Genomic DNA, 22,028 nt, shown 5'->3' with positions numbered 1-22,028 from the left:
GACGAACAGGGCGAAGAAGAGGTTAAGCGGCATCAGCATAGGGACCGAAAATCTCGACGAGGTCGCCTCTGAGCAACAGGTCGGCGTAGGGGTCGAGATCGGTCGGTTCGCGGTTCGCGATGACGAGGGCCGCGCCCGCGCGCTTGGCCGCGACGGGAAGCGCCGCCGCGGGATAGACCACGAGCGACGACCCGAGCACGAGGAAGAGATCGGCCTCGCGCGCCGCGGCCTCGGCCCGCATCATCGCCTCGACCGGCATCGCCTGGCCGAACGAAATCGTGGCGGATTTCACGAGCCCGCCGCAGACGCGGCAGTCTGGCGGGTCGCCGCTCGCCTCGAAGACCGCGCGCACCTCGGTGAGTTCGTGGCGGGCGCGGCAGTCAAGGCAGGCGGCGTAGGTGCCGTTGCCGTGCAGCTCGATCAGCCGGTCGCGCGGAACGCCCGAGGCCTCGTGCAGGCCGTCGATGTTCTGCGTGACGACGACCGAGGCCCTGCCCTCCCGCACGAAGCGCGCGATCGCCCGGTGGGCGGCGTTGGGGGCCGCGCCGCGGGTCGCGTCGTCCATCGTGAATTTGCGCCGCCACGCCTCGCGGCGCATCTCGAGGGAAGAATAAAAATCGTCGAAATCGATCGGGCGATTCTTAGACCAAAGCCCGCCGGGGCTTCGAAAATCGGGGATTCCGGAGCCGGTCGAGACGCCAGCGCCCGTGAAGACGACCGCTGAGCGCGCGCCGCGGATAAGCGCGTCGAGCGCCGCGATCTTGCGGTCGTCGTCCTTGCGATCGTCGTCCTGGCTCATACTTGCATCCCGCGACTGCTCAAGCGCCGGAGGCGACGATGAAATATCTGCACACCATGGTCCGCGTAAGCGACGTCGACGCCTCGCTGGATTTCTATTGCGCCAAGCTCGGGCTTGAAGAGGTGCGGCGCACGGAAAACGAGAAGGGCCGCTTCACGCTGATCTTTCTCGCCCCGCCCGGCCAGCGCGAGGCCCAGGTCGAGCTGACCTACAACTGGGATCCCGAGGCCTATGGCGAGGGCCGCAATTTCGGCCACCTCGCCTATGAGGTCGACGACATCTATGCGACGTGCGACCGCCTCATGAAGGCCGGCGTCGTCATCAACCGCCCGCCGCGCGACGGGCGCATGGCCTTCATCCGCTCGCCCGACAACATCTCGATCGAGCTGCTCCAGAAGGGCTCGGCCAAGGAGCCGGCCGAGCCGTGGACGTCGATGGAGAACACCGGCAAGTGGTGAGCTCGACGGCCTGAGCCGACGCGGCTCAGGCCGCGCACTGCGCCGCGCCGGCGGCGCTCGGGCGATCGTCCTCCGCGAGGATCCGCCGCCCGAGCGCCGTCGTCAGGACCGCCGCGAGGCCGCCGAACGTCGACACCGCGAAGGCGCCATGCGACCCCCAGAGGTCGATGGCCCAACCGCCGAGGAAAGCGCCCGACGCCATGCCGACGCCGAGGCCCGTCATCACCCAGGTGACGCCCTCGGTCAGCATGTGGGCCGGAACGCGACCCGCCACGATGCCGAAGGCTGTGATGAAGGTCGGCGACACCGCGACGCCGCTCAGGAACACGAAGACGGCGAGTTGCGCGACGCCGCCTGCGAACAAAAGCGGCGGCTGGGTCAGCGCGACGATCGCCGTCGCGAGCACGATCTGGCGGTGGAGCGCCATCTCGGGGCGCGCCGCGCCGAGCGCCACGCCCACCACGAACGATCCGACCGCATAGACGCCGATCACGGCGCTCGCCGCCCCGGGCGCGCCGAACGCCTTCGTCAGCGCCACCACGCCGACCTCGGTGGCGGCGAAGATGACGCCCATGAAGATCAAGATGAGCGTGACGACCTGCACGGACTGCAGCCGGATGGCCGAGGTCGAACGTCCGCCGCGCACGGGCGCCGGCCGGGGCTCCGTGGAGCGCTGGAGAAGCAAGGCCGTGACCCCGAGCGCAAGCATGACCGCCGCGACGGCGACGCCTGCTTCTGGAAACAGCGCGACGCTGATCGCCACGGAAAGCGAGGCGCCCGCGATGTAGACCAATTCGTCCGCCGCAGATTCGAACGCGAAGGCCGTGGCGAGCGCCGGCCGGTCGCGGAACAGCGCCGTCCAGCGCGCCCGCACGAGCGCCGGGACGCTCGGCATCGCGGCCGCGAACAGGCTTGCGGCGAACAGCGTCCAGACCGGCCAGCGGAAATGCGCCGCCGCGACCAGCATCGCAAAGGCTGCGACCGACACCACGGTGGCCGGCGCGACCACGGGGGTCTGCCCCGCTTTGTCGACGAGCCGCGAGATCTGAGGCGCGATGAGCGCGTTGGCGAGCGCGAAGGTGGCGGCGACCGCGCCGGCGAGCCAATAGGCCCCGTGGGTTTGCGACAGCATCGTCACGATCCCGATCGGCGCCATGGCGACCGGCAAACGCGCCACGAAGCCGGCGGCCGCGAAGCCTTTCGCGCCAGGCGCTTGAAATATCTCGCCATAGGCGGTGAGCATGAGAATCCTCGTCTCGTTGGCGCAGAGCTCTTACATACGAGCCGTATGCGCGAAGACGTAGGGACATACATTGCGTATGTCAATTGGCGTGCATGGCGTATGTGAGTTCCGTCGAGGGCGTGATGTCGAAGACCCGCAAGGAAATGATCGCGGAGACCCGCGCGAAGCTGCTGGCGGCCGGCCGACACGCCTTCGCCGAGCAGGGCTACGCCGAGGCTTCGATGGACGACTTCACCGCGAGCGCCGGGCTGACGCGCGGCGCGCTCTACCATCACTTCGGCGGCAAGACCGGCCTGTTCGAGGCCGTCGCGATGCAGATCGACGACGAGATCACCGAGCGGCTCGACGCCCTCGCAAGCCGAGCGGCCTCGCCCTGGGAGGCGCTCGTCGAAAGCTGCGTCGCCTATGTCCAGATGGCGCTCGAGCCCGAGGTCCAGCGGATCATGTTTCGCGACGGTCCGGCGGTGCTCGGCGATCCGTCGAGCTGGCCGAACGCCAGCGCCTGCATCGCCTTCGTCACCGGGCAAGTCGAGGCCTGCCGCGCCGCCGGCGTCCTGTCCGACGTCGATCCGGAAGCGGCCGCGCGGCTCCTCAACGGCGCGACCAGCGACGCCGCCCAGTGGATCGCGAACGCCAAGAACCCGGAGGGCGTGTCCGCCAAGGCGGTCGCGGCGCTACGCGCCATGCTGGACGGGCTGAGAAGAGCCGACTGACGCCTGGCGGAGCCGCTGCCCGCAGCCCCGCTCCAAATCGGCGCCTCGAGAGAAGAGCGCCGCCCCTGCCCTCACGCCTTGACGGAGGGCGGCGTGGCGGCGGTCACGGTGCCGGCCGCGCGCCACGGGCTCTTGCCGAGGCCGAATTTCTCCAGCCGGTCCAGCAGCGCCCAGAAGATCGGCGCCTGCCGGCCCTTCAGCGGCGAGAGCGCCCACGGGTCGAGCCCGACGAAGGGCAGGAACGGGTTGCGCCGCGCGTAGGCCCAGATCTCGACGCGCGTCGAGGGCCGAACGCTCGCGCCGCGAGCGTGGAAGCCGGAGGTGTCGGCGACGACGAGCGTGTTGGCCGGCACCGCAAATTTCTGCGGCGCGGGCAAGGCCATGCGCTTCAGGTCCCGCGCGGTGACGCGGAACGAGCCGCGCGAGGACAGCCGGTCGAGCTTCGAGGCGTTGACGCTCATTCGCCGCTCCCAGGCGAGCCGCCGCTTGGTGGGGCGGTGGGAGCCGGGAACGTAGACGAACGGCCCGAGATCCTCCTCGACGTCATGGAGGAACAGCCACGCCTTCATGGTCGGATGGAACGTGTCGGCGTGCACCGAGGTCTGCGGGTCGGTCGCGGACCTGTCGACCTGCGCGAACACCGTCTGCACATAGACGATCGGCTCGGCGTCATAGGTCGAGACGTAGCGCACGAGGTTCTGGAAGGCGTCGCCGTTCACCGCTTTGTCGGTCGCCGGCATCTTCTTCAGGATTTGCGGATCGAGCGCGATCCGGCGGGTGATGGCGTCGCCCTGCTTCATCTCGCGGACCGGGGCTTCTGTGCGGCCGATCTCGTCGACGAGCGCGCGAAACTGATCTTCGGGCAGGAAGTTGCGCTTCAGAATAAAGCCGTTCGCGGCGAACTCCGCCCGGTCCTCGGGCGAAAGCCGTGAGGCGAGCTTGGCGCGGCGCGCCTCCGCCATGCGATTCGCGAGCCGCACGCGCCAGACATGGAGCCCGCGCTCATTGAGCCTGACGTCGCCAAGAATGCGATTGTCGCAGAACGACTTGGCGCCCGTGAAGATCTGCGCGGCCCAGACCGGGGCCAGCAACCAGCGCAACGCTGTCGTCATCTTGGCGGCTCCCTTTCGGCAGGCGCATCCGAGCGCGCCGCCCTTTGCGCCACCACTAGCGCGCCACGTCGCCCGTGTCGCGGCCCGCGTCCACGCCTTGTCAGAACCGCTGACGAGAATGTGACGGACGGTCGCACCTGAGGGCCTGACTACGTATCTGCACACCGCCTCGACGGCCGAGAAAGACAGCGGGTCGATCATTTCGAGCCGGGAGATCTCGGCCGGCAAGACTGAGCGCTCTTAGGCTGAATGAACCACGCGCCTTAGACAATAGTGCAATCAAGGGCTTAGCCAGATCGACGCAACGCGCCCGAATCTTTTCAGGTCTTTTTCTCAGTCCATAAAAAAATTAACTACAATAAACTGGCACATCTCAGTTTGAGACAAACTCTCCCTGGCGCGCCAGAATCTATTTCCTCGACAAATCAGAGTTAACGTCGAGGCCGTTTCTTACCGGCAAAAATCGTCCACTTGCCAATGGTAAACAAACAATTAATTCTTATTTCCAACCGGAGCGGCGGGTGGCGGCTCCGATCGGAGCGGTCGCATGTCGATTACGATGACGATGCCGGAGGCGACGCCTTTCATGCGGCTCAGCGAGGCGAGGCGGCGTCTGCAGGCGGCCTTCGCGCCGCCGGCTCGGCGCGCGGAAGCCGACGCCGAGACCACGGCGGGAGAGCGGCTCGCGCTCGAGACCTACGCCGAGATCGAGATCGAACACGACGCCGCGCTCGAGACGTCGTGGTGCTGGATGAACCCGATCGGCGCGCCGAGCTTCACGCCCGGCCTGCTGCGGGATCTCTCGGCCCACCAGCGGCTGATCCGCGAAGCCTTCGACACCGCTTCCGCGGACGCGCCGGCGCCGATCAAGCACGCAGTGTTCGCCTCGCGCCTTCCGGGCATCTACAATCTCGGCGGCGACCTCGGCCTCTTCGCAGGCTGGATCCGCAACCGCGACCGGGAGGGCCTCGCCACCTACGCTCGCGCCTGCATCGACGTGCTGCACGAGAACCAGATCGCCTTCGACAAGCCGGTGATCACCGTGGCGCTCGTCCAGGGCGACGCGCTTGGCGGGGGCTTTGAGGCGGCGCTGTCCTGCGACGTCATCGTGGCCGAGCGCGGCTCGAAGTTCGGCCTGCCCGAGATCCTCTTCAACCTCTTCCCCGGAATGGGCGCCTACAGCCTTCTGGCGCGCCGCCTCGGCGGGGCCCAGGCCGAGCGCTTCATCGCAAGCGGCAAGCTCTACACGGCCGAAGAGCTCCACGCCCTCGGCCTCGTGCAGGTGCTCGCCGAGCCGGGCCAGGGCGTCGCCGAGACCCATCGGCTGCTGACCCGCAACCAGCGCCGCCACAACGGGCTTTCGGCGCTGTTCCGCGCCGGCCGCCGCGCCGCTCCGATCCCTTATCAGGAGCTGCTCGACATCACCGAGATCTGGGTCGACGCCGCGCTGAACCTCGAGGAGCAGGACCTGCGCAAGATGGAGCGCCTGACCTCCGCGCAGGACAAGCGCCTGATCGCGAGCTCCGTGATGAGCGACGACGTGCGCCGCGCCGCCGGCGCTCTCTGAACGACCGATTGAGCCCTGCCGGGCCTCAGCGAGGCGTCGGGATCTCGCGGTCCCGGCGCCTCACGCCCTTTTGGGGCCTTCCGAGCGTTCCGGAAAACGCTGGCGCAAGGTCTTGCGCACGCGGTCGAATTCGCTCTCCAGCCGACGCATGTGCTCCGCGCCGTTGATGGCGAGGTCGTGGGCGTCGGCGTTGCGGTAGGACAGGCAGATCTCGTACATGCCGCGCGCGCCGATATTGGCCGCGCCGCTGCGAAGCGCATGGGCCTGCTCGCGGAACGTCGAGGCTTCGCGTCCGTCGACCGCTTCATGCAGGCTGCGCAGCACGGAGGCGGCGTCGCCGATGAACTCGTCCACGAGGTCGGCCACGAAGTCCTCCCCGCCAAGCGTTTCGAGCTCGGCGATCGTGTTGCGGTCGACGACCGCGCGCGTGGCCGGGCGATAGTTCGGGTGCCGGGCGATGTTGGCTACGATCTCGTCGTCGACCACGCCCGCCTCGACCGCCGCCTTCTCCGCCGCCGCCACCGCCTCGCCGGCGCCGCCGGCCCCGCACATCTCGGCGATCAGACCGAGCAGCCTCTCGGGCTCGATCGGCTTCGTCAGGCAGGCGTCCATGCCGGCCTCGAGGCAACGCTCGCGCGCCTCCGGGGTGGCGTCGGCCGTGAGCGCGACGATCGGAACGCGCGGCTTCCCGATCGAGGCGAAGCGGTAGAGCTTGGTGCACTCGACCCCGTCGAGCGCCGGCATGTTGACGTCCATCAGCACGAGGTCGAAGGCGCGCTCGGTGAGCGCGTCAAGCGCGAGCTCGCCGTTCGCCGCGATCGAGACCTCGTGGCCGGCCCGCTCCAGGATCTTGGTGATGACCTTCTGGTTGGTGCGGTTGTCCTCGGCGACGAGGATCGACAGGCGGCGACCCACCTCCCCGGCGGGCGCGGCCTTCGCCACCGCCGCCGCGCGGCCGACCGCGCCGACGCTCGCGATCTTCATCATCGCGGCGAGCGCCATATCGTCAGGATCGGCCGCGCAGGCCGCCACCGCATGGCGGATCTCCGGCTCCGGCAGCCCCTCGGGGGCGTTCGGATCGATCAGCGCGATCTCGACGGCGCCGCTGTCGTCGGCGGCGCGCAGCGCGAAAGCGATGTCCTCGCCGGACGCGCGCCCGCCGCGCGCGTCGATCGCGACGGCCCGGCGCCCGGCGCCTGCCGGATCGCTCGCGAGCAGCCGCAGCGCGCCGCGGAGGTCGAAAGCCGCCTCGGCCGCATAGCCGAGCGCGAGGAGGCGGCCCGCCAGCGCCTCGGCGCGCTCCTCGTCGGCTGCGAGCGCCACGACATGAACGTCGCCTGCGGGCCGGGCCGGAGCCGTCGCCGCCGATTCGAGATCGAGCTCGAACCAGAAGGTGCTTCCGACGCCCTGCTCGCTGTCGACCCCGATGCGTCCCCCATGGAGCTCGACGAGCTGGCGGCAGATCGCAAGCCCGAGACCGGTTCCGCCATGGCTGTTGATGATGGTCTCGTCGGCCTGGGTGAAGCTCTCGAAGATGCGGGCGCGGGCTTCGGGCGCGATGCCGATGCCGGTGTCCGCCACCTCGAAGCGCAGCCGCGGCGCGGCCGCCGTGCCGCCGACGCGATCGACGCAGATCGCGACGCCGCCGGCTTCGGTGAACTTCACCGCGTTGCCGATGAGGTTGACCAGCACGTCCCGCACATGGCGCGCGTCGCCGCGCAGCATCAAAGGCGTGCGCGGCGTCACGTGAAGCGCCAGCCTCAGCCTCTTTTCGCGCGCCTGCGCCGTCAGCATGCCGCGCACGGTCGCAAGCGCTTCGGCGAGGTCGAAGTCGACGAGGTTGATCGGCATCTTGCCGGCTTCAAGGCGGCTGAAGTTCAGGAGGTCGTCGATCAGGCCGAGCAGCGAACGGCCGGAGGCGCCGGCGGTTCGCGCCATGTCGCGCTGCTCGGCGTCGAGCTCGGTCTGGTCGAGCAGGTCGGTCATGCCGATGACGGCGTTGAGCGGGGTCCGCAGCTCGTGGCTGACGCTGGCGAGGAACAGGCTCTTGGCGCGGCTCGCCTCTTCGGCCGCGATGCGGGCGCGCTCGAGCTTCTTGATGAGCGTAGCGGCGTAGGCCGGCAACGCCAGCAGGCCGAGCAGCAGGCCGTAGGAGAGACGGATGTGCTCGAGCCAATAGGGCGTCGAGGCCACCATGGCGGAGAAGCCCGCGATGCCGATCGCAGACCCCGCGAGCAGCGCGGGGATGCCGAAGCGGAAGCCGTTGCCGAAGATGATCCAGAGATAGGCGGGGTAGAGGATCGCCGTGACCTCTCCGCCGAGATGCATGCCGACCGAGAGCGCCGTGAGGTCGAACACCATCGCGAGCGAGCGCCGCCAGCGGGAGACGCCCGGGCGGAGCATCATGTGGGCGAAGAACATCCAGCCGCCGACCGCGAACACCAGCGCCGTGGTGAAGGCTGCGCCGAGCGGCGCGCCGTCATAGGCGGCCGCGCCGATGAGGTAGAGCAGCAGCAGCGTCGAGATCGTCAACCGGTTGAGCACGATCTCGTGCTCGCCGTCCGGCCGGTTCGAAAGCGTCCGGCGGACGTCGTCGAGGCGCGCGATGCGCCCGAGCGTTTCACGGTTCATGCGGAGCGCACCAGCAGCATCTCGCGGCGAACGAGATCGACGAACATGTCCGAGCGCATCGGGCGCCCGAAATAGAAGCCCTGGACCTCGTCGCAACCTTCCGAGCGCAGATGCGCGACCTGCGCGGCGGTCTCGACGCCCTCGGCGATGACGTCGAGATCGAGGCTGTGCCCGAGGCTGACGATCGCGCGCACGATCGCGGCGTCGTTGGCGTCGTTCTTGAGGTTGGCGATGAAGCTCTTGTCGATCTTGAGGCGATCGACTGGGAAGTGCTTCACATAGGCGAGCGACGAATAGCCCGTGCCGAAATCGTCGATCGAGAAGGTGATGCCGCGGGCCCGCAGCGCCTCGAGCTGGCGCACGACCGCGCCGGTGTCCTGGAGCAGGATCGTCTCGGTCAGCTCGAGCTCCAGGCGATCGGGCGCGAGCCCGCTTTCTTCGAGAGCTTCGAGCACGAGCGCCTCGACGTCGGTCTTGATGAACTGCATCCCCGACAGATTGACGGCGACGCGCAGGCGCGGAAGGCCTTCCGAGCTCCAGGCGGCGGCCTGCTGGCAGGCCTCGCGCAGCACCCAGTTGTTGATCGGCACGATGAGGCCGTTCTCTTCCGCGCGCGGCAGGAACTCGCCCGGAGAGACGAGGTCGCCGTTCTCGCGCCGCCAGCGGATGAGCGCCTCGGCGCCGACGATCTGGCCGGTCGAAAGCGCGACCTGCGGCTGGTAATGCAGCTCGAACTCGTTGCGCGACAGCGCCCGGCGCAGATCGCTCTCGAGCACCGTGATCGCGCGGGCGTTGGTGTCCATGTCGGCGGCGAAGGCGCGGAAGCCGTCGCGGCCGTCGGCCTTGGCCCGATACATCGCAAGGTCCGCGTTCTTCAGCAGGTCGTCGACGTCGAAGCCGTTGTCCGGGAAGATCGCGATGCCGATCGAGGCCGAGGTCAGCACCTCCTCGCCGTCGAAGCGGAAGGGCGCCGAAAGCGCCTCGCGGATGCGACGCGCGAGCTCGGCCGTGTCCTCGGGGGTCGCGACGTTCGACTGCAGGATCGCGAACTCGTCGCCGCCGAGGCGCGCCACCGTGTCGCTCTCGCGCACGGTCGCGCGAAGACGGTCGGCGACGGCGCGCAGCAGGCGGTCGCCGAAATGATGGCCAAGGACGTCGTTGATGCCCTTGAAGCGATCGAGGTCGAACAGATGCAGCGCGAACTTGCGGTCAGAACGCCGCGCCTGGGCGATCTCGTGGCGCACGCGCTCGTGCAGCAGCGCGCGGTTCGGCAGGTCTGTCAGCGTGTCGTGATGGGCGAGGTGGCGCAGATGCCGCTCGGCGCGGCGGCGGTCGGTGATGTCGAGCGAGGTGGTGAGCACCGCGACGATCTCGCCGTTCGCGTCGCGCAGCGGCGCCTTGGTGGTGAGCACGTAGCGGGTCTCGCCGTCGAGGCCCGTGATCTCCTCCTCGAAGCTCGGAAGACCCGTGCCGCTCTCGCAGATCAGGCGGTCGAGCGCGGCGCTGCGGACGCCCTGCTCCTCGCCGAAGAGATCGACGGCGGTGCGCCCGAGAAGGTCAGCGGCCTCGACGCCCTTGACCGCGGCCTGATGCGCGTTGACGAAGATGCAGCGCCCCTGCCGGTCGGCCGCGCTGATCATCGCGGGCACGGTGTCGATCACCTGGGCGAGGCGCTCCGTCGAGTCGCGCAGCGCCTGGGCGCGCGACTGCTCGCTGGTCCTCAGTTCGTGCTCCAGCGTCATCGCCCGGCTCGCGATCAAGAGCTGCTGGCGGCGCATCTTGAGGAGGTTGCGGGCGCGGGTGAGGAACTCGTGGTGGTCGACGGGGCTCTGAAGGAAGTCGGTCGCGCCGGCCTCGAGCGCGCTCAGGCGGAAGGACCTCTCCTCATAGACCGTGAGCACCACCACCGGGACGTCGTCGCAGCCGGCGAGCTGGCGGAACCGGCGCGTGAACTCCGCGCCGTCGATGTCCGGCATCTTGAAGTCTGTGACGACGAGATCGGGCGTGTTGTCCGCCATCCAGGCGAGCGCCTCGAGCGGATTGCCGAAAGCGCGCACGTCCACGTCCGGTTCGATCGTGGCCGCGAGCCGCGCGAAAATGTTCCGGTTGGTGACTCGATCGTCGAGAATGCAGATGAGCGCCATGTGCTCTCACGGAACTTCGGTTCGTCGCGGCAGTCCGATGACGTGCGAAACAAAGGCGCTCTTTCGACCGGCCGCGACTGGCCCGATCCTTTCCCGAAGGTGTAGCAAGCGCGGCTTAAGGAAACGAAAATCCCGGAGAATGGCGAGACGTGAGTCTGATTTAAGGTTTCAATCGTCTAAAAGCTTATTATTCAGCAGCGCATGTCTGACGCGATAAGATTAGCCCCAGCGGCCGCTCAACCAAAAGTGGTCATCGTCGGCGCAGGGCCCGCGGGCCTCGCCGCGGCTGAACGCGCGGCGGCGGCCGGATGCGCGGTCGACGTCTTCGAGCGCATGGCCTCGCCCGCCCGCAAGTTCCTGCTCGCAGGCCGCGGCGGGCTGAATCTTACGCATTCCGAACCGCTTGAGGGCTTTCTCTGTCGCTATGGCGCAGCCGGGGAGGCGCTTGGCGCGGCGATCCGCGCCTTCCCGCCGGAGGCGCTGCGCGCCTGGAGCTCGGAGCTCGGGGTCGACACCTTCGTCGGCACCAGCGGGCGCGTTTTTCCGAGCGTTTTCAAGGCCTCCCCGCTGCTGCGCGCCTGGCTCGGGCGCCTCGCCCGACAGGGGGTGCGGATCCATCCGCGCCATCTCTGGACGGGATTTTCCGAGGCCGGCGCGGCGCGCTTCGAGACGGCGGAGGGCGCGCGCGAGGCGGCGGGCGACGCGGTGGTGCTGGCGCTCGGCGGCGCGAGCTGGCCGCGGCTCGGCTCCGATGGGACGTGGGCCGAGGAGCTCGGACGCGCCGGCCTGCCGGTCTCCCCGCTAAGGCCTGCAAATTGCGGCTTTATCGTCGATTGGTCTCCGGCTTTCGCGGGCCGTTTCGCCGGAGCGCCGATCAAGCGCGCCGCGCTGACTTTCGAGGGCGTGACGGTCCGCGGCGAGGCGGTGGCGGCGGCGGACGGCCTCGAGGGCGGAATGATCTACGCGCTCTCGGCCCGGCTGAGGGACGCGATCGCGCGCGGCGCGGCGGATGAGGGGGTGGAGGCGGCGCTCGACCTCCGCCCCGACCTCGACGCCGCCGCGCTGGCGCGCAAACTCGCCCAACCTCGCGGCAAGCGCTCGCTCTCGACGCATCTCGCAAAGGCCGTGGGCCTTTCGCAGGTCGCGATCGCGCTGCTGCGCGAAGCCGGCCCGCCGCGATCCGATCCGGAAGCGCTCGCCCACGCCATCAAGGCGACGACGCTGCGGTTCCGCGCGCCGAAACCGATCGACCGCGCGATCTCGACGGCGGGCGGGGTCGGCTTCGACGGGCTCGACGCGTCCTTCATGTCGCGCGCCCGGCCCGGCCTGTTTGTCGCCGGCGAGATGCTGGACTGGGAGGCGCCGACCGGCGGCTATCTGCTCCAGGCCTGCTTCGCCACCGGGTTCGCGGCGGGCGACGCGGCGGCGCGATGGGCGCTCGCCCGGCGACAGGACGCGGACTGAGACGTCAGCCCGCCGCAGCCTCGAGGCGCGCGAGCGCGCGGGCGCGGCCGACGAAGGGCAGCAGCCGCGCGAGCTCCGGCCCGCCCGGCTCGCCGGTCAGCGCCAGGCGCAACGGAAGGAACAGCCCGCGACCCTTCCGGCCGGCGGCGGCTCCGAGCGCCGCGGTCCAGGATTTCCACGTGGTCTCGTCCCACGGCTCGTCCGGCAGCAGCCGCGCCGCCTCGACGAGGAGCGGCCGGTCGTCTTCGGCCGCCGCAGGAGACGAGAACGCGTCATCGGTCGCGATCCGCCACCAGTCCGCAGCTTCCGCGACGGTCCGCAGATTGCCGCGGACCGTCTCCCAGAACGCCGCGCCCCCGCCGACGCCAAGCGCTGCGAGACGCGGAGCGACGATCTCGAACGGCAGCGCATGCGCAGTCTTCGCCGACAGCGCCGCAAGCTCTTCGGGATCGATCCGCGCGGGCGCGCGGGACAGACGCGACAGATCGATCAACCCTGCGAGCTCGTCGAGATCGCCGACCGGCCGCACCGCCTCGGCTGAGCCGATCAGCGTGGCGTAGGCCGCGACCGCGAGCGGCTCGATCCCCTCCTCCCGCAACGTCCCGAGCGAGAGCGCGCCGCTGCGCTTGGAAAGCCCCGCCCCGTCCGCGGTCGTCAGCAGGTTGTGGTGGGCGAGCCGGGGCGCCGACGCGGCCAGCGCCGCGAACAGGTCGAGCTGCACGGCGGAATTGGCCACATGGTCCTCGCCGCGGACGATGTCGGTGATCCCGAGCGCCGCGTCGTCGACGACGCTCGTGAACACGTAGAGGAACGTGCCGTCGTCGCGGCGGATCACCGGGTCGGAGAGGCTCGAGAGATCGATCTCCTGCGCGCCGCGCACGCCGTCGTCCCAGGCGACGCGGCCGCCGGTGAGGCGAAACCGCCAGTGCGGGCACCGCCCCTCGGCCTCGAAGGCGGCGCGCTTTTCGGGCGTGAGCTTCAGGGCCGAGCGGTCGTAGATCGGCGGCCGTCCCGAGGCGCGCGCCAGACGGCGGGCGCGGTCGAGCTCCTCCTCCGTCTCATAGGCCGGATAGACCCGGTCGCCGAGCTTGGCGAAGGCCTGCTCGTAGAGCGTCGCGCGTTCGGACTGCCGCACTTCGAGCGCGGGCGTCAGGCCGAGCCAGGCGAGATCCTCGCGGATGGCTTCGACATACTCCTCGCGCGAGCGCTCGACGTCGGTGTCGTCGATGCGCAGCACGAAGCGGCCTCCGGTCTTCTTCGCCATCAGCGCGTTCAGCAGCAGCGTGCGGGCGTTGCCGAGATGAAGCCGCCCGGTGGGGGACGGGGCGAAGCGGAAAGTGGTCATGAGCGGAAGCCGACTGCGTGCTTCGAGACGGCCCTGCGGGCCTCCTCAGCATGAGGGAGAACTGAGGATCCAGGCGAACTCAAGCGGTCCTCATGCTGAGGAGCGGCCATCAGGCCGCGTCTCGAAGCACGCAGTTCCTTTCCCTCACCCGCCATCACGAAACCTGTTCACGATCGGGTAGCGGCGGTCGCGGCCGAAGTTGCGGCGGGTGACCTTCACGCCGGGCGCGGACTGCCGGCGCTTGTATTCGGCCAGATACAGCAGCCGCTCGATCTTCTTCACCGTCGCTTCGTCATGGCCCCTCGCCACGAGGTCGGCGACGCGCGCGTCCTCCTCCACGAGGCCGTCGAGGATCGCGTCGAGCTCGTCATAAGGCGGCAGGCTGTCGGCGTCCTTCTGGTTCTCGCGCAGCTCCGCGGTCGGCGGCTTGTCGATGATGTTCTGCGGGATCACCTCGCCGTCGGGCCCCAGCGCGTCGTCGGGCTTCCAGCGGTCGCGCAGGCGGCAGAGCCGGAAGACTTCCGTCTTGTAGAGATCCTTCAGCGGGTTGAAGCCGCCGTTCATGTCGCCGTAGAGCGTGGCGTAGCCGACCGACATCTCGGACTTGTTGCCGGTGGTGACGACCATCGGCCCGAACTTGTTGGAGATCGACATCAACAGCGTGCCGCGCGCGCGGCTCTGGAGGTTCTCCTCCGTCACGTCGCGCTCCCGGCCCGCGAAGGTCTCGGCCAGCACGGCCTCGAGGCCCTCGACCGCCGGCGCGATCGGCAGGATGTCGTAGCGCACGCCGAGCGCGGCCGCGCAGTCCTTGGCGTCCTTGAGGCTCTCGTCCGACGTGTAGCGGTAGGGCAGCATCACGCAGTGGACCTTTTCGGCGCCCAGCGCGTCCACGGCCATGGCGGCCGCGAGCGCCGAGTCGACGCCGCCCGAAAGCCCCAGCACCACGCCCGGAAAACCGTTCTTCGCCACATAGTCGCGAAGGCCCAGCACGCAGGCGCGGTAGTCGGCGCGCTCGTCCTCCTCGAGCGCCGCCATCGGCCCCTCGACGCAGGTCCAGCCGCCAGCCCCCCGCGTGTAGGCGACGGTCGCCACCTCCTCGACGAAGCCGCGCATCTGGAAGGCGAGGCTGCGGTCGGCGTTGAGGCCGAAGGAGGCGCCGTCGAAGACGAGCTCGTCCTGCCCGCCGACCTGATTGAGATAGACGAGCGGCAGCCCGCTCTCGACCACGCGCGCGGCGACGACGTTGAGGCGGACCTCGGCCTTCTTGCGCCAATAGGGCGAACCGTTCGGGACGAGCAGCAGCTCGGCGCCGGTCTCGGCGAGACACTCGACGACCTCGTCGGTCCATATGTCCTCGCAGATCGGCACGCCGAGGCGCACGCCGCGCACCACCACCGGTCCCGGCAGAGGGCCGGCGTCGAACACGCGCTTTTCGTCGAACACGCCGTAGTTCGGCAGGTCGACCTTGTGGCGCACGGTCACGATGGCGCCGCCGGACAAATGCGCGACCGCATTGGTGAGCCGGTCGCCCTCGCGCCATGGCAGGCCGATCAGCACGTCCGGCCCGCCGTCGGCGGTGTCGGCGGCGAGCGCGGCGCAAGCGTCGCGGCAGGCGTCCTGGAAGGCGGGCTTCACCACGAGATCCTCGGGCGGATAGCCGGCGAGGAAGAGTTCCGGGAACACGATCAGGTCCGCGCCCTGCCCCGCGGCCTCGGCGCGCATGCGCCGGGCGCGCGCGAGATTTCCCGACACGTCGCCGACGGTCGGGTTCGCCTGCGCGAGCGCGATGCGGAGCGTGTCGGCGGGGGGTGTCGGAGCCATGCGGCTCGTCTAGCGCGCCCGCGGAAAAGCGGCAATCGCGATGCGTCAGGCGACGCGAAGGGCCGCGGGCGGCGCGGCGAGCCGAACCGCGTTGCGGCCGCCGGACTTCGCCTCGTAGAGAGCGGCGTCGGCGCGCGCGACCAGACGCTCGATGGCGGCCGGCGGCGACACCGCGACGCCGACGCTCAGCGTCAGCACTCCGCCCGGCGCCGCGGGGTTCGCGACGCCCCTCGCCTCGACGGCGGCGCGGATGCGCTCGGCGATCGAGAGCGCCTGCTGGCCGTCGACCTCGGGCAGGATCGCGACGAACTCCTCGCCGCCGAAGCGGGCGAGCAGGTCGCGGCTGTGGCGCAGCTCGCCGCTGATGACGCCCGCGACCGCGCGCAGGCACTCGTCGCCCGCGGCGTGGCCGCGGGTGTCGTTGAGGCCCTTGAAGTGATCGATGTCCATCATGAGCACCGCGCACTGACCGCGCTCCGGCCGGCCCTGAAGCGCGGCGTAGGCCTCGTCGAAGCCGCGTCGGTTGGAGACGGCGGTGAGCGCGTCGGTGCGCGCGATCGCGTGCAGGCGCCCGTTCATCTCCTCGATCTCGGCCATCTTCAGCCGATCGACGAGGCCGAGCACGAAGACGCGGTACTGGAGCTTGTTCATCGCGCGCTTGGCGAGCGCGAGACCGATCAGCCCGACGCCGAAGAACGCCGCCATCTGGAGCTTTTCGGCGATCGACAGGTCGGCGGTCGGGGACGTCGCCATCAGGATCGCCAGCGCCGTCATCACGGAGGTTGTGAGCGCGACCGTGTCGCGCCAGGCGATCCGCGAGATCACGATCGCGGTGCCGCACATGAAGATGGCGTGGACGACGTAGCGCTCGGCGAAATGCTGGCGGGCCTGCTCGGCCATGAAGCCGGCGAGCGCGACGACCGCGAGGCAGACCGCGATCGTCAGCAGCCCCTCGACGTCCGAGCGCCGCGCGAGAAAGATCGCGCCCGCCCCCAGAGCGAGCACAAGGCTGATCGCGATGCGCGCGACCACGACCTGCTCGAGCGCGCCCGGCGGCACGATGAAGAACGCGAGCGCGCAGCACAAGATGTTGAGCGCCGCCGCCCAGAGCATCCAGCCGGCGTTGATCTTGGTGCGGGTGTGCCGCGTGTGCTCGAGATAGGCGTCGTGGATCTGCGGCGGCAGGACGAGGTCGCGGGTGCGCACCTTGGACAACGCGATGAGGGTCGCGGCCATCGCGGGGTGCTGGAGCAGGCGGTCGGTCGAGAAGGCCTGCCCTGCGTCGTCTGACAAAGATTCCACCATGCCGAAAAGCGTCGTCTCGAAGTTCGCGCAGAGCGAGCCTCGCCCGAAAAAGCTTCAGGAAGGTGAAGTCTCGTCAAGCATTTGATTTAATTGGCGTTCGTTTCCGCGGCCGGCATGACGGCGCGTGCGCGCCGCCATGTTCCGTTCGCGCGGCCAACCGCTCACTCGGCGGCGACGACCTGCCGGGGACCGCGCGCGGCGCGCTCCTTCTTGAGCTCCTCGGCCACCAGGAAAGCGAGCTCGATCGCCTGCTCGGCGTTGAGGCGCGGGTCGCAGAAGGTGTGGTAGCGGTCCTGCAGGTCCGCGTCAGAGATCGCGCGCGCGCCGCCGGTGCATTCGGTGACGTTCTTGCCCGTCATCTCGACATGGACGCCGCCGGCATGGACGCCTTCCGTGCGGCAGACCTCGAAGAAGGCCTCGACCTCCTGCAGGATCCGCTCGAAGGGGCGCGTCTTGTAGCCCGACGAGGACTTGATCGTGTTGCCGTGCATCGGGTCGCAGGCGAGCACGACCTTGCGGCCGCCATTCTTCACCGCGCGGACGAGGCCCGGCATGTGGTCGAACGCCTTGTCGGCCCCGAAGCGCATGATGAGCGTGAGGCGACCGGCCTCGTTCTCGGGGTCGAGCGCGTCGATGAGCTTCATCAGCTCGTCGGGCTTGAGCGAGGGGCCGCACTTCAGGCCGATCGGGTTCTTCACGCCGCGGCAGAACTCGACATGGGCGTGGTCGAGCTGGCGGGTGCGGTCGCCGATCCAGATCATGTGGCCCGACGTCGCGTACCAGTCGCCGGTGGTCGAGTCGACGCGGGTCAGCGCCTGCTCGTAGCCGAGCAGCAGCGCCTCGTGGCTGGTGAAGAAATCGGTCTGGCGCAGCTCCGGGCTCGACTCCGGGTTGATGCCGCAGGCGCGCATGAAGTCGAGCGCCTCCGCGATCCGGTCGGCGACCTCCTGGTAGCGGCCGGACTGCGGGCTCTCCTTCACGAAGCCGAGCATCCACTGATGCACGAAGTCGAGATTGGCGTAGCCGCCGGTGGCGAACGCGCGCAGCAGGTTCATGGTCGCGGCCGACTGGCGGTAGGCCTCGAGCTGGCGGCGCGGATCGGGGATGCGCGACTCGGGCGTGCCCTCGGACCCGTTGATGATGTCGCCGCGATAGATCGGCAGCTCGACGCCGCCGATCGTCTCGGTCGGGGACGAGCGGGGCTTGGCGAACTGGCCCGCGATGCGGCCGACCTTCACGACCGGGGACGCGGCCGCATAGGTCAGCACCACCGCCATCTGCAGGAAGACGCGGAAGAAGTCGCGGATGTTGTCGGCCGAATGCTCGGCGAAGCTCTCGGCGCAGTCGCCGCCCTGCAGCAGGAAGGCCTCGCCGTTCGCGACCGCTGCGAGCTTGCGCTTCAGCTTGCGGGCCTCGCCCGCGAAGACGAGCGGCGGAAACGAGGCGAGCTGGTCCTCGGCGGCCTTGAGCGCGGTCAGGTCCGGATAGACCGGCGACTGCTCGATCGGCAGGTTTCTCCAGCTCGACGGGCTCCAACGCTCCGACATGACTTCGCTCCAACTGACCTTCGCGCCGAGCCCTTCTTTTCGGGAAACGACAAGGCGCCGCCCGGCCTCGCGGCCGCTCGTTCGGCGGACCCTCTAGCACCAAGGGCGCCACGACGCCAACCGTCTCAGCCGGGACCTTCGGAGGGTCGCGGCTCGATCGTGTCCCGAAGCGGACGCTCGGGCATCCGCCACAGAGATATAAGCGCCGCCGCCGTTCCTAAAATGGCCGCCAGGAACGCAAGCCTGAACGTGCCGGGCTCGACGACCGCAGGACCGTGCTCGCCCCCCTCGGGCCCGAGCCCTGCGCCGAGCACGATGGCGCCCAGGATCGCGACGCCGAAGGCTGCCCCCATGGAGCGCAGGAAGGCCAGAAGTCCGGTGGCGGCCCCGAGATCGTGCTGGGCGACGGCGTTCTGCACGCTCACCGTCCCGACCGGAAAGATCGGGCCGATGCCGAGCCCGTAGAGGAACAGCAGCGCGAGCGAGACGAGGAAGGAGCCGTGCTCGACGCTGAGCGCAAGCCCCGCAAGCGCCGCGATCGAGAGCGCGAAGCCGCAGAGCGAGGGCGTGCGGTAGCGCTTCAGCTTCGGCACCGCGCGCCCGGTGAGCGCGGCCCCGATCACGGCGCCCGCCCCCATCAGAATGAGGCCGACGGCCGCGAGATCCGGCCCGACGCCGTTCCGCGTCTGCAGGAAGACCGGGATGATCGTCGTCAGCCCGATGAAGCCGCCCGCGCCGCAGGCGACCGCAAGCGCGCCGCGCGCGATCACCTTGTTCTTCAGAACCTTGATGGGGATCAGCGGCTCCGCGAAGGTCTTCACCCGCCACGCGAACAGCGCCGCGGCGACGAGCGCGGCGCCCGCGAGGCCGAGCACGTCGGGCGCCGCCCATTCGCCGCTCTGGCGGCCGAGCGAGAGCGCGAGCATCGCAAGCGAGGTGGCGGCGACCACGAGGATCGCGCCCGGCACGTCGAGCCGGTGCGGCCGCGGGTGGAACGGCAGGTCCTTCAGCGGGCCGTTCATCATCCAGAGCGCGACCAGGCCGATCGGCAGGTTGATCCAGAACACGAGCGACCAGTGAAGGTGCTGGGCGAAGACGCCGCCGACCAGCGGCCCGGCGACGCTCGCGGTCGCCCAGACGGCGGAGATCTGGGCCGCGTATTTCGCCCGCTGCTTCGGCGGCACGAGGTCGCCCATCACGGTCTGGGCGAGCGCGATCAGCCCGCCGCCGCCGAGCCCCTGGATCGCGCGGCCGGCGACGAGCCAGAGCATCGAGGGCGCGAGCGCGCACAGCACCGAGCCCGCGAGAAAGATCGTCACCGACACGAAGATGATCGGCCGGCGCCCGTGGATGTCGGCGAGCTTGCCGTAGAGCGGCGTCACGGCGGTCGCGGTGACGAGATAGGCCGAGACGATCCAGGGGAGATACTCGACCGAGCCGAGCGAGCGCCCGATCGGCACGATGGCCGGCGCGACGATGGTCTGGTCGAGCGCGGCGAGCAGCATCGCGGTCAGCACGCCGACGATGATCTGTTTCTTGCGCGTCTCGGTGAGCGGAGCCGGGGCGGCCGCCGTCTGGCGGTCCATCAGGCGCCCCTCCCCGCCCGCTCGAAGATGGCGTCGAGCCGCGCCTTGATGTCGTCGGGCTCGCTGAAATAGTACATGCCGCCGAGCATCGCGACGAAGGCGGGATTGTCGGCCGCCTCCCGCTCCATCCGGTCGATCGTCGCGTGGCCGACGGCGTTTTCGAGCGGTCCCGCGGCGAAGAGGCCGAGGACGTTCGGATCGGACTCGATCTTGAGGACCGCCAGCGCAAGATCGACGAGCTTTTCGGGGTCGCCGGCCGCGAGATCGTGCTCGTGGTCCATCAGCGCGTACCAGTTGTCGTCGCAGTCCTTGGCGGGCTTGCTCTTCTGCTCGATCCAGACCCGCGCGAGCTCGTCGATCGTGAGGTTTCTGAAGTCGATCGGAACGGCAGGCCGGCGCGCCTCATCGTGATCGGCGTCCCAAGCCGCGGCGTCCGCGATCGCCTCGAGCCGCGCCCTCGTCCGGCCTTCCGCCCAAAAGCAGACGCCGCCGAGCAGCCATCGGAAATCGGCGCTTTCGCCGGCCGCGGCCTCGATCTCGTCGACCAGAGCGTCGCCGTGGCGGTGGACCAGCGCCGTCATCAGCCGGTCGTTGAGCTGCATCCTGACGCTTCGGTCGGTCTCCGCGCGAAGCACCTCGAGCACGAGCGCCAACGCGCGACGCGGCTCCTCATGCGGCAGATGATCGAAATACTGCTCCGCCTCGAAGACGTCCGGAATCCGTTCCCGCAGGCCGAAATGCTGGATGCGCCGCCACTGCGCGGCGAGTTCGGGAACGTCCATCGCAGCGTATCGCTCGCCGCGCGGGGCGAGCGGGTGGCGGGGAACAGGCTCGGTGGCCGCGATCCAAGCGCTCTTGAACAGGGGGTCGTCGTCCCCCGAGGTCACGACGCTCCCCTGCGACGCGGCAAGGCCATCACCCCGTCCACTTCTGCCTCAGCGTGACGAGCTCCTCGGCCGCGCTCGGATGCAGCGCGACGGTCGCGTCGAAGTCGGCCTTGGTCGCGCCCATCTTCACCGCGATCCCGGCGACCTGGATCATCTCGGCCGCGTCCTCGCCGACGATGTGGACGCCGAGCACCTTGGTCGTCGCGGCGTCGACCACGAGCTTCATCAGCACCTTCTCGTCGCGGCCCGACAGCGTCGCCTTCATGGAGCGGAACCGCGTCTTGTAGATGTCGACCTCGCCCTTCTCGCGGGCCTCCGCCTCGGTCAGCCCCACGGTCCCAAGCTCGGGCGTCGCGAACACCGCTGTCGGGACGTTCGAAAGGTCGACCGTCGTCGGCCGCCCGCCATAGACCGTGTCGGCGAAGGCGTGGCCCTCGCGGATGGCGACGGGGGTGAGGTTCATGCGGTCGGTGACGTCGCCCACCGCATAGATCGACGGCGCCGAAGTCTGCGAGAATGCGTCGACCTCGACCGCGCCCTTCTCATTGAGCCTCACGCCGGCGGCCTCGAGCCCGAGGCCGCCGACATGCGGCGCGCGGCCGATGGCGAGCATCGCCTGATCTGCGTCGAGCGTCTCGCCGGAGGCGAGCGACACGCGCTTCGAGCCGCCCTCGCCCGCCGCGATCGAAGCGATCCGTTCGTTGAGCCTGACGATGACGCCGCGCTTTTCCAGCCCCGCCTTCACCTCGTCGCGCAGATCCTCGTCGAAGCCGCGCAGCAACTTCTCGCCGCGATGGACCAGCGTGACCTGCGAGCCGAGGCCGGCGAAGACGCCGGCGAACTCGATGGCGATGTAGCCGCCGCCCGCGATCACGATTTTCTCCGGCAGCTCAGCGAGATCGAACGCCTCGTTGGACGAAATCGCGAGCTCGGCGCCCGGGAAATCCCCGACCGTCGGCCCGCCGCCGGCGGCGACCAGGATGCGCTCGGCCGTAATCTCGGTCCCGTCCGCGAGCCGCACCGCGTTCGGCCCCGCGACGACCGCGCGCTGGCGATGGATCGCGACGCCGGCCTTGGCGAGGTTCTGCTCGTAGAGCCCGGAAAGCCGCGCGATCTCCTTGTCCTTGGCGGCGATCAAGGCGGCCCAGGAGAAGGTCGGCTCGGCCGGGAACGACCAGCCGAAGCCGGCCGAATCCTCGAAGCCGTCCGGGAAGCGGCTGGCGTAGACCAGCAGCTTCTTGGGCACGCAGCCGCGGATCACGCAGGTGCCGCCGATGCGGTATTCCTCCGCGACCGCCACGCGCGCGCCGTAGCCCGAGGCGATGCGCGCGGCGCGCACGCCGCCCGACCCCGCGCCGATGACGAAGAGATCGACGTCGTACTGGCTCATGTGGACCCGGACCCGC

16 protein-coding genes are annotated in these 22,028 nt (G+C 69.7%); 4 read left to right on the top strand and 12 right to left on the bottom strand.

Annotated elements, in window-relative coordinates; all coding sequences use genetic code 11:
* Nucleotides 1-22: 22 nt before the first annotated feature.
* Entirely contained in the window at nucleotides 23-799 is a 777-nt protein-coding gene (locus tag ACFOWB_RS07720; protein WP_378146595.1) for an SIR2 family NAD-dependent protein deacylase, read from the bottom strand.
* Nucleotides 800-837: 38 nt separating this feature from the next.
* On the opposite strand from ACFOWB_RS07720, the gene ACFOWB_RS07715 reads away from it, so the two are divergent.
* On the top strand, nucleotides 838-1,257 hold the full coding sequence (locus ACFOWB_RS07715; RefSeq protein WP_261403881.1) for a VOC family protein: 420 nt from the start codon (nucleotides 838-840) through the stop codon (nucleotides 1,255-1,257).
* A gap of 25 nt (nucleotides 1,258-1,282) precedes the next feature.
* Here the strand turns inward: ACFOWB_RS07715 and ACFOWB_RS07710 are convergent, their stop codons facing one another.
* Complete coding sequence (locus tag ACFOWB_RS07710; RefSeq protein WP_261403882.1) at nucleotides 1,283-2,500, bottom strand: MFS transporter; 1,218 nt, start codon at nucleotides 2,498-2,500, stop codon at nucleotides 1,283-1,285.
* A gap of 122 nt (nucleotides 2,501-2,622) precedes the next feature.
* Between ACFOWB_RS07710 and ACFOWB_RS07705 the strand changes: the two genes are divergently transcribed.
* Nucleotides 2,623-3,213 (top strand): TetR/AcrR family transcriptional regulator, encoded by a 591-nt coding sequence (locus tag ACFOWB_RS07705; RefSeq protein WP_261403883.1) that lies wholly within the window; start codon nucleotides 2,623-2,625, stop codon nucleotides 3,211-3,213.
* A gap of 71 nt (nucleotides 3,214-3,284) precedes the next feature.
* Here the strand turns inward: ACFOWB_RS07705 and ACFOWB_RS07700 are convergent, their stop codons facing one another.
* Complete coding sequence (locus ACFOWB_RS07700) at nucleotides 3,285-4,325, bottom strand: phytanoyl-CoA dioxygenase family protein (protein WP_378146592.1); 1,041 nt, start codon at nucleotides 4,323-4,325, stop codon at nucleotides 3,285-3,287.
* Between the two features lie 547 nt (nucleotides 4,326-4,872).
* Between ACFOWB_RS07700 and ACFOWB_RS07695 the strand changes: the two genes are divergently transcribed.
* On the top strand, nucleotides 4,873-5,892 hold the full coding sequence (locus ACFOWB_RS07695) for a crotonase/enoyl-CoA hydratase family protein (protein WP_315855132.1): 1,020 nt from the start codon (nucleotides 4,873-4,875) through the stop codon (nucleotides 5,890-5,892).
* Between the two features lie 60 nt (nucleotides 5,893-5,952).
* Here the strand turns inward: ACFOWB_RS07695 and ACFOWB_RS07690 are convergent, their stop codons facing one another.
* The gene (locus ACFOWB_RS07690; protein ID WP_378146590.1) at nucleotides 5,953-8,523 is read right to left on the bottom strand and encodes a hybrid sensor histidine kinase/response regulator; all 2,571 of its coding nucleotides are present in this window, start codon (nucleotides 8,521-8,523) and stop codon (nucleotides 5,953-5,955) included.
* Nucleotides 8,520-10,667 (bottom strand): GGDEF/EAL domain-containing response regulator, encoded by a 2,148-nt coding sequence (locus ACFOWB_RS07685; protein ID WP_378146588.1) that lies wholly within the window; start codon nucleotides 10,665-10,667, stop codon nucleotides 8,520-8,522. The genes ACFOWB_RS07690 and ACFOWB_RS07685 overlap by 4 nt, the downstream gene beginning before the upstream one ends.
* A gap of 201 nt (nucleotides 10,668-10,868) precedes the next feature.
* On the opposite strand from ACFOWB_RS07685, the gene ACFOWB_RS07680 reads away from it, so the two are divergent.
* Entirely contained in the window at nucleotides 10,869-12,131 is a 1,263-nt protein-coding gene (locus ACFOWB_RS07680; RefSeq protein WP_261403886.1) for a TIGR03862 family flavoprotein, read from the top strand.
* A gap of 4 nt (nucleotides 12,132-12,135) precedes the next feature.
* Here ACFOWB_RS07680 and ACFOWB_RS07675 read toward each other — a convergent pair whose 3' ends face one another.
* The 7 genes from ACFOWB_RS07675 to gor form a co-directional block, all read right to left on the bottom strand.
* Nucleotides 12,136-13,476, bottom strand: coding sequence for a glutamate--tRNA ligase (locus tag ACFOWB_RS07675; protein WP_261403887.1), 1,341 nt, complete (start codon nucleotides 13,474-13,476; stop codon nucleotides 12,136-12,138).
* A 144-nt stretch (nucleotides 13,477-13,620) separates the two neighbouring features.
* The gene (locus tag ACFOWB_RS07670) at nucleotides 13,621-15,297 is read right to left on the bottom strand and encodes an NAD+ synthase (protein ID WP_261403888.1); all 1,677 of its coding nucleotides are present in this window, start codon (nucleotides 15,295-15,297) and stop codon (nucleotides 13,621-13,623) included.
* Between the two features lie 45 nt (nucleotides 15,298-15,342).
* The gene (locus ACFOWB_RS07665; RefSeq protein ID WP_378146585.1) at nucleotides 15,343-16,590 is read right to left on the bottom strand and encodes a GGDEF domain-containing protein; all 1,248 of its coding nucleotides are present in this window, start codon (nucleotides 16,588-16,590) and stop codon (nucleotides 15,343-15,345) included.
* Nucleotides 16,591-16,763: 173 nt separating this feature from the next.
* On the bottom strand, nucleotides 16,764-18,149 hold the full coding sequence (locus ACFOWB_RS07660; RefSeq protein WP_261403890.1) for a class II 3-deoxy-7-phosphoheptulonate synthase: 1,386 nt from the start codon (nucleotides 18,147-18,149) through the stop codon (nucleotides 16,764-16,766).
* Nucleotides 18,150-18,274: 125 nt separating this feature from the next.
* Nucleotides 18,275-19,735 carry an MDR family MFS transporter gene (locus tag ACFOWB_RS07655; RefSeq protein ID WP_378146582.1) on the bottom strand — a complete coding sequence of 487 codons (1,461 nt, stop codon included), beginning with the start codon at nucleotides 19,733-19,735 and terminating at the stop codon, nucleotides 18,275-18,277.
* On the bottom strand, nucleotides 19,735-20,622 hold the full coding sequence (locus ACFOWB_RS07650) for a DUF6869 domain-containing protein (RefSeq protein ID WP_261403892.1): 888 nt from the start codon (nucleotides 20,620-20,622) through the stop codon (nucleotides 19,735-19,737). The genes ACFOWB_RS07655 and ACFOWB_RS07650 overlap by 1 nt, the downstream gene beginning before the upstream one ends.
* A gap of 28 nt (nucleotides 20,623-20,650) precedes the next feature.
* Nucleotides 20,651-22,012 (bottom strand): glutathione-disulfide reductase, encoded by a 1,362-nt coding sequence (gor, locus tag ACFOWB_RS07645; protein WP_378146579.1) that lies wholly within the window; start codon nucleotides 22,010-22,012, stop codon nucleotides 20,651-20,653.
* Nucleotides 22,013-22,028 lie beyond the last annotated feature (16 nt).

Source organism: Chenggangzhangella methanolivorans (genome assembly GCF_042648545.1).
Lineage (GTDB): Bacteria > Pseudomonadota > Alphaproteobacteria > Rhizobiales > Methylopilaceae > Methylopila > Methylopila methanolivorans.
The sequence above is the reverse complement of the archived record's forward strand: the minus strand, read 5'-3'. Positions and strand labels throughout refer to the sequence as shown.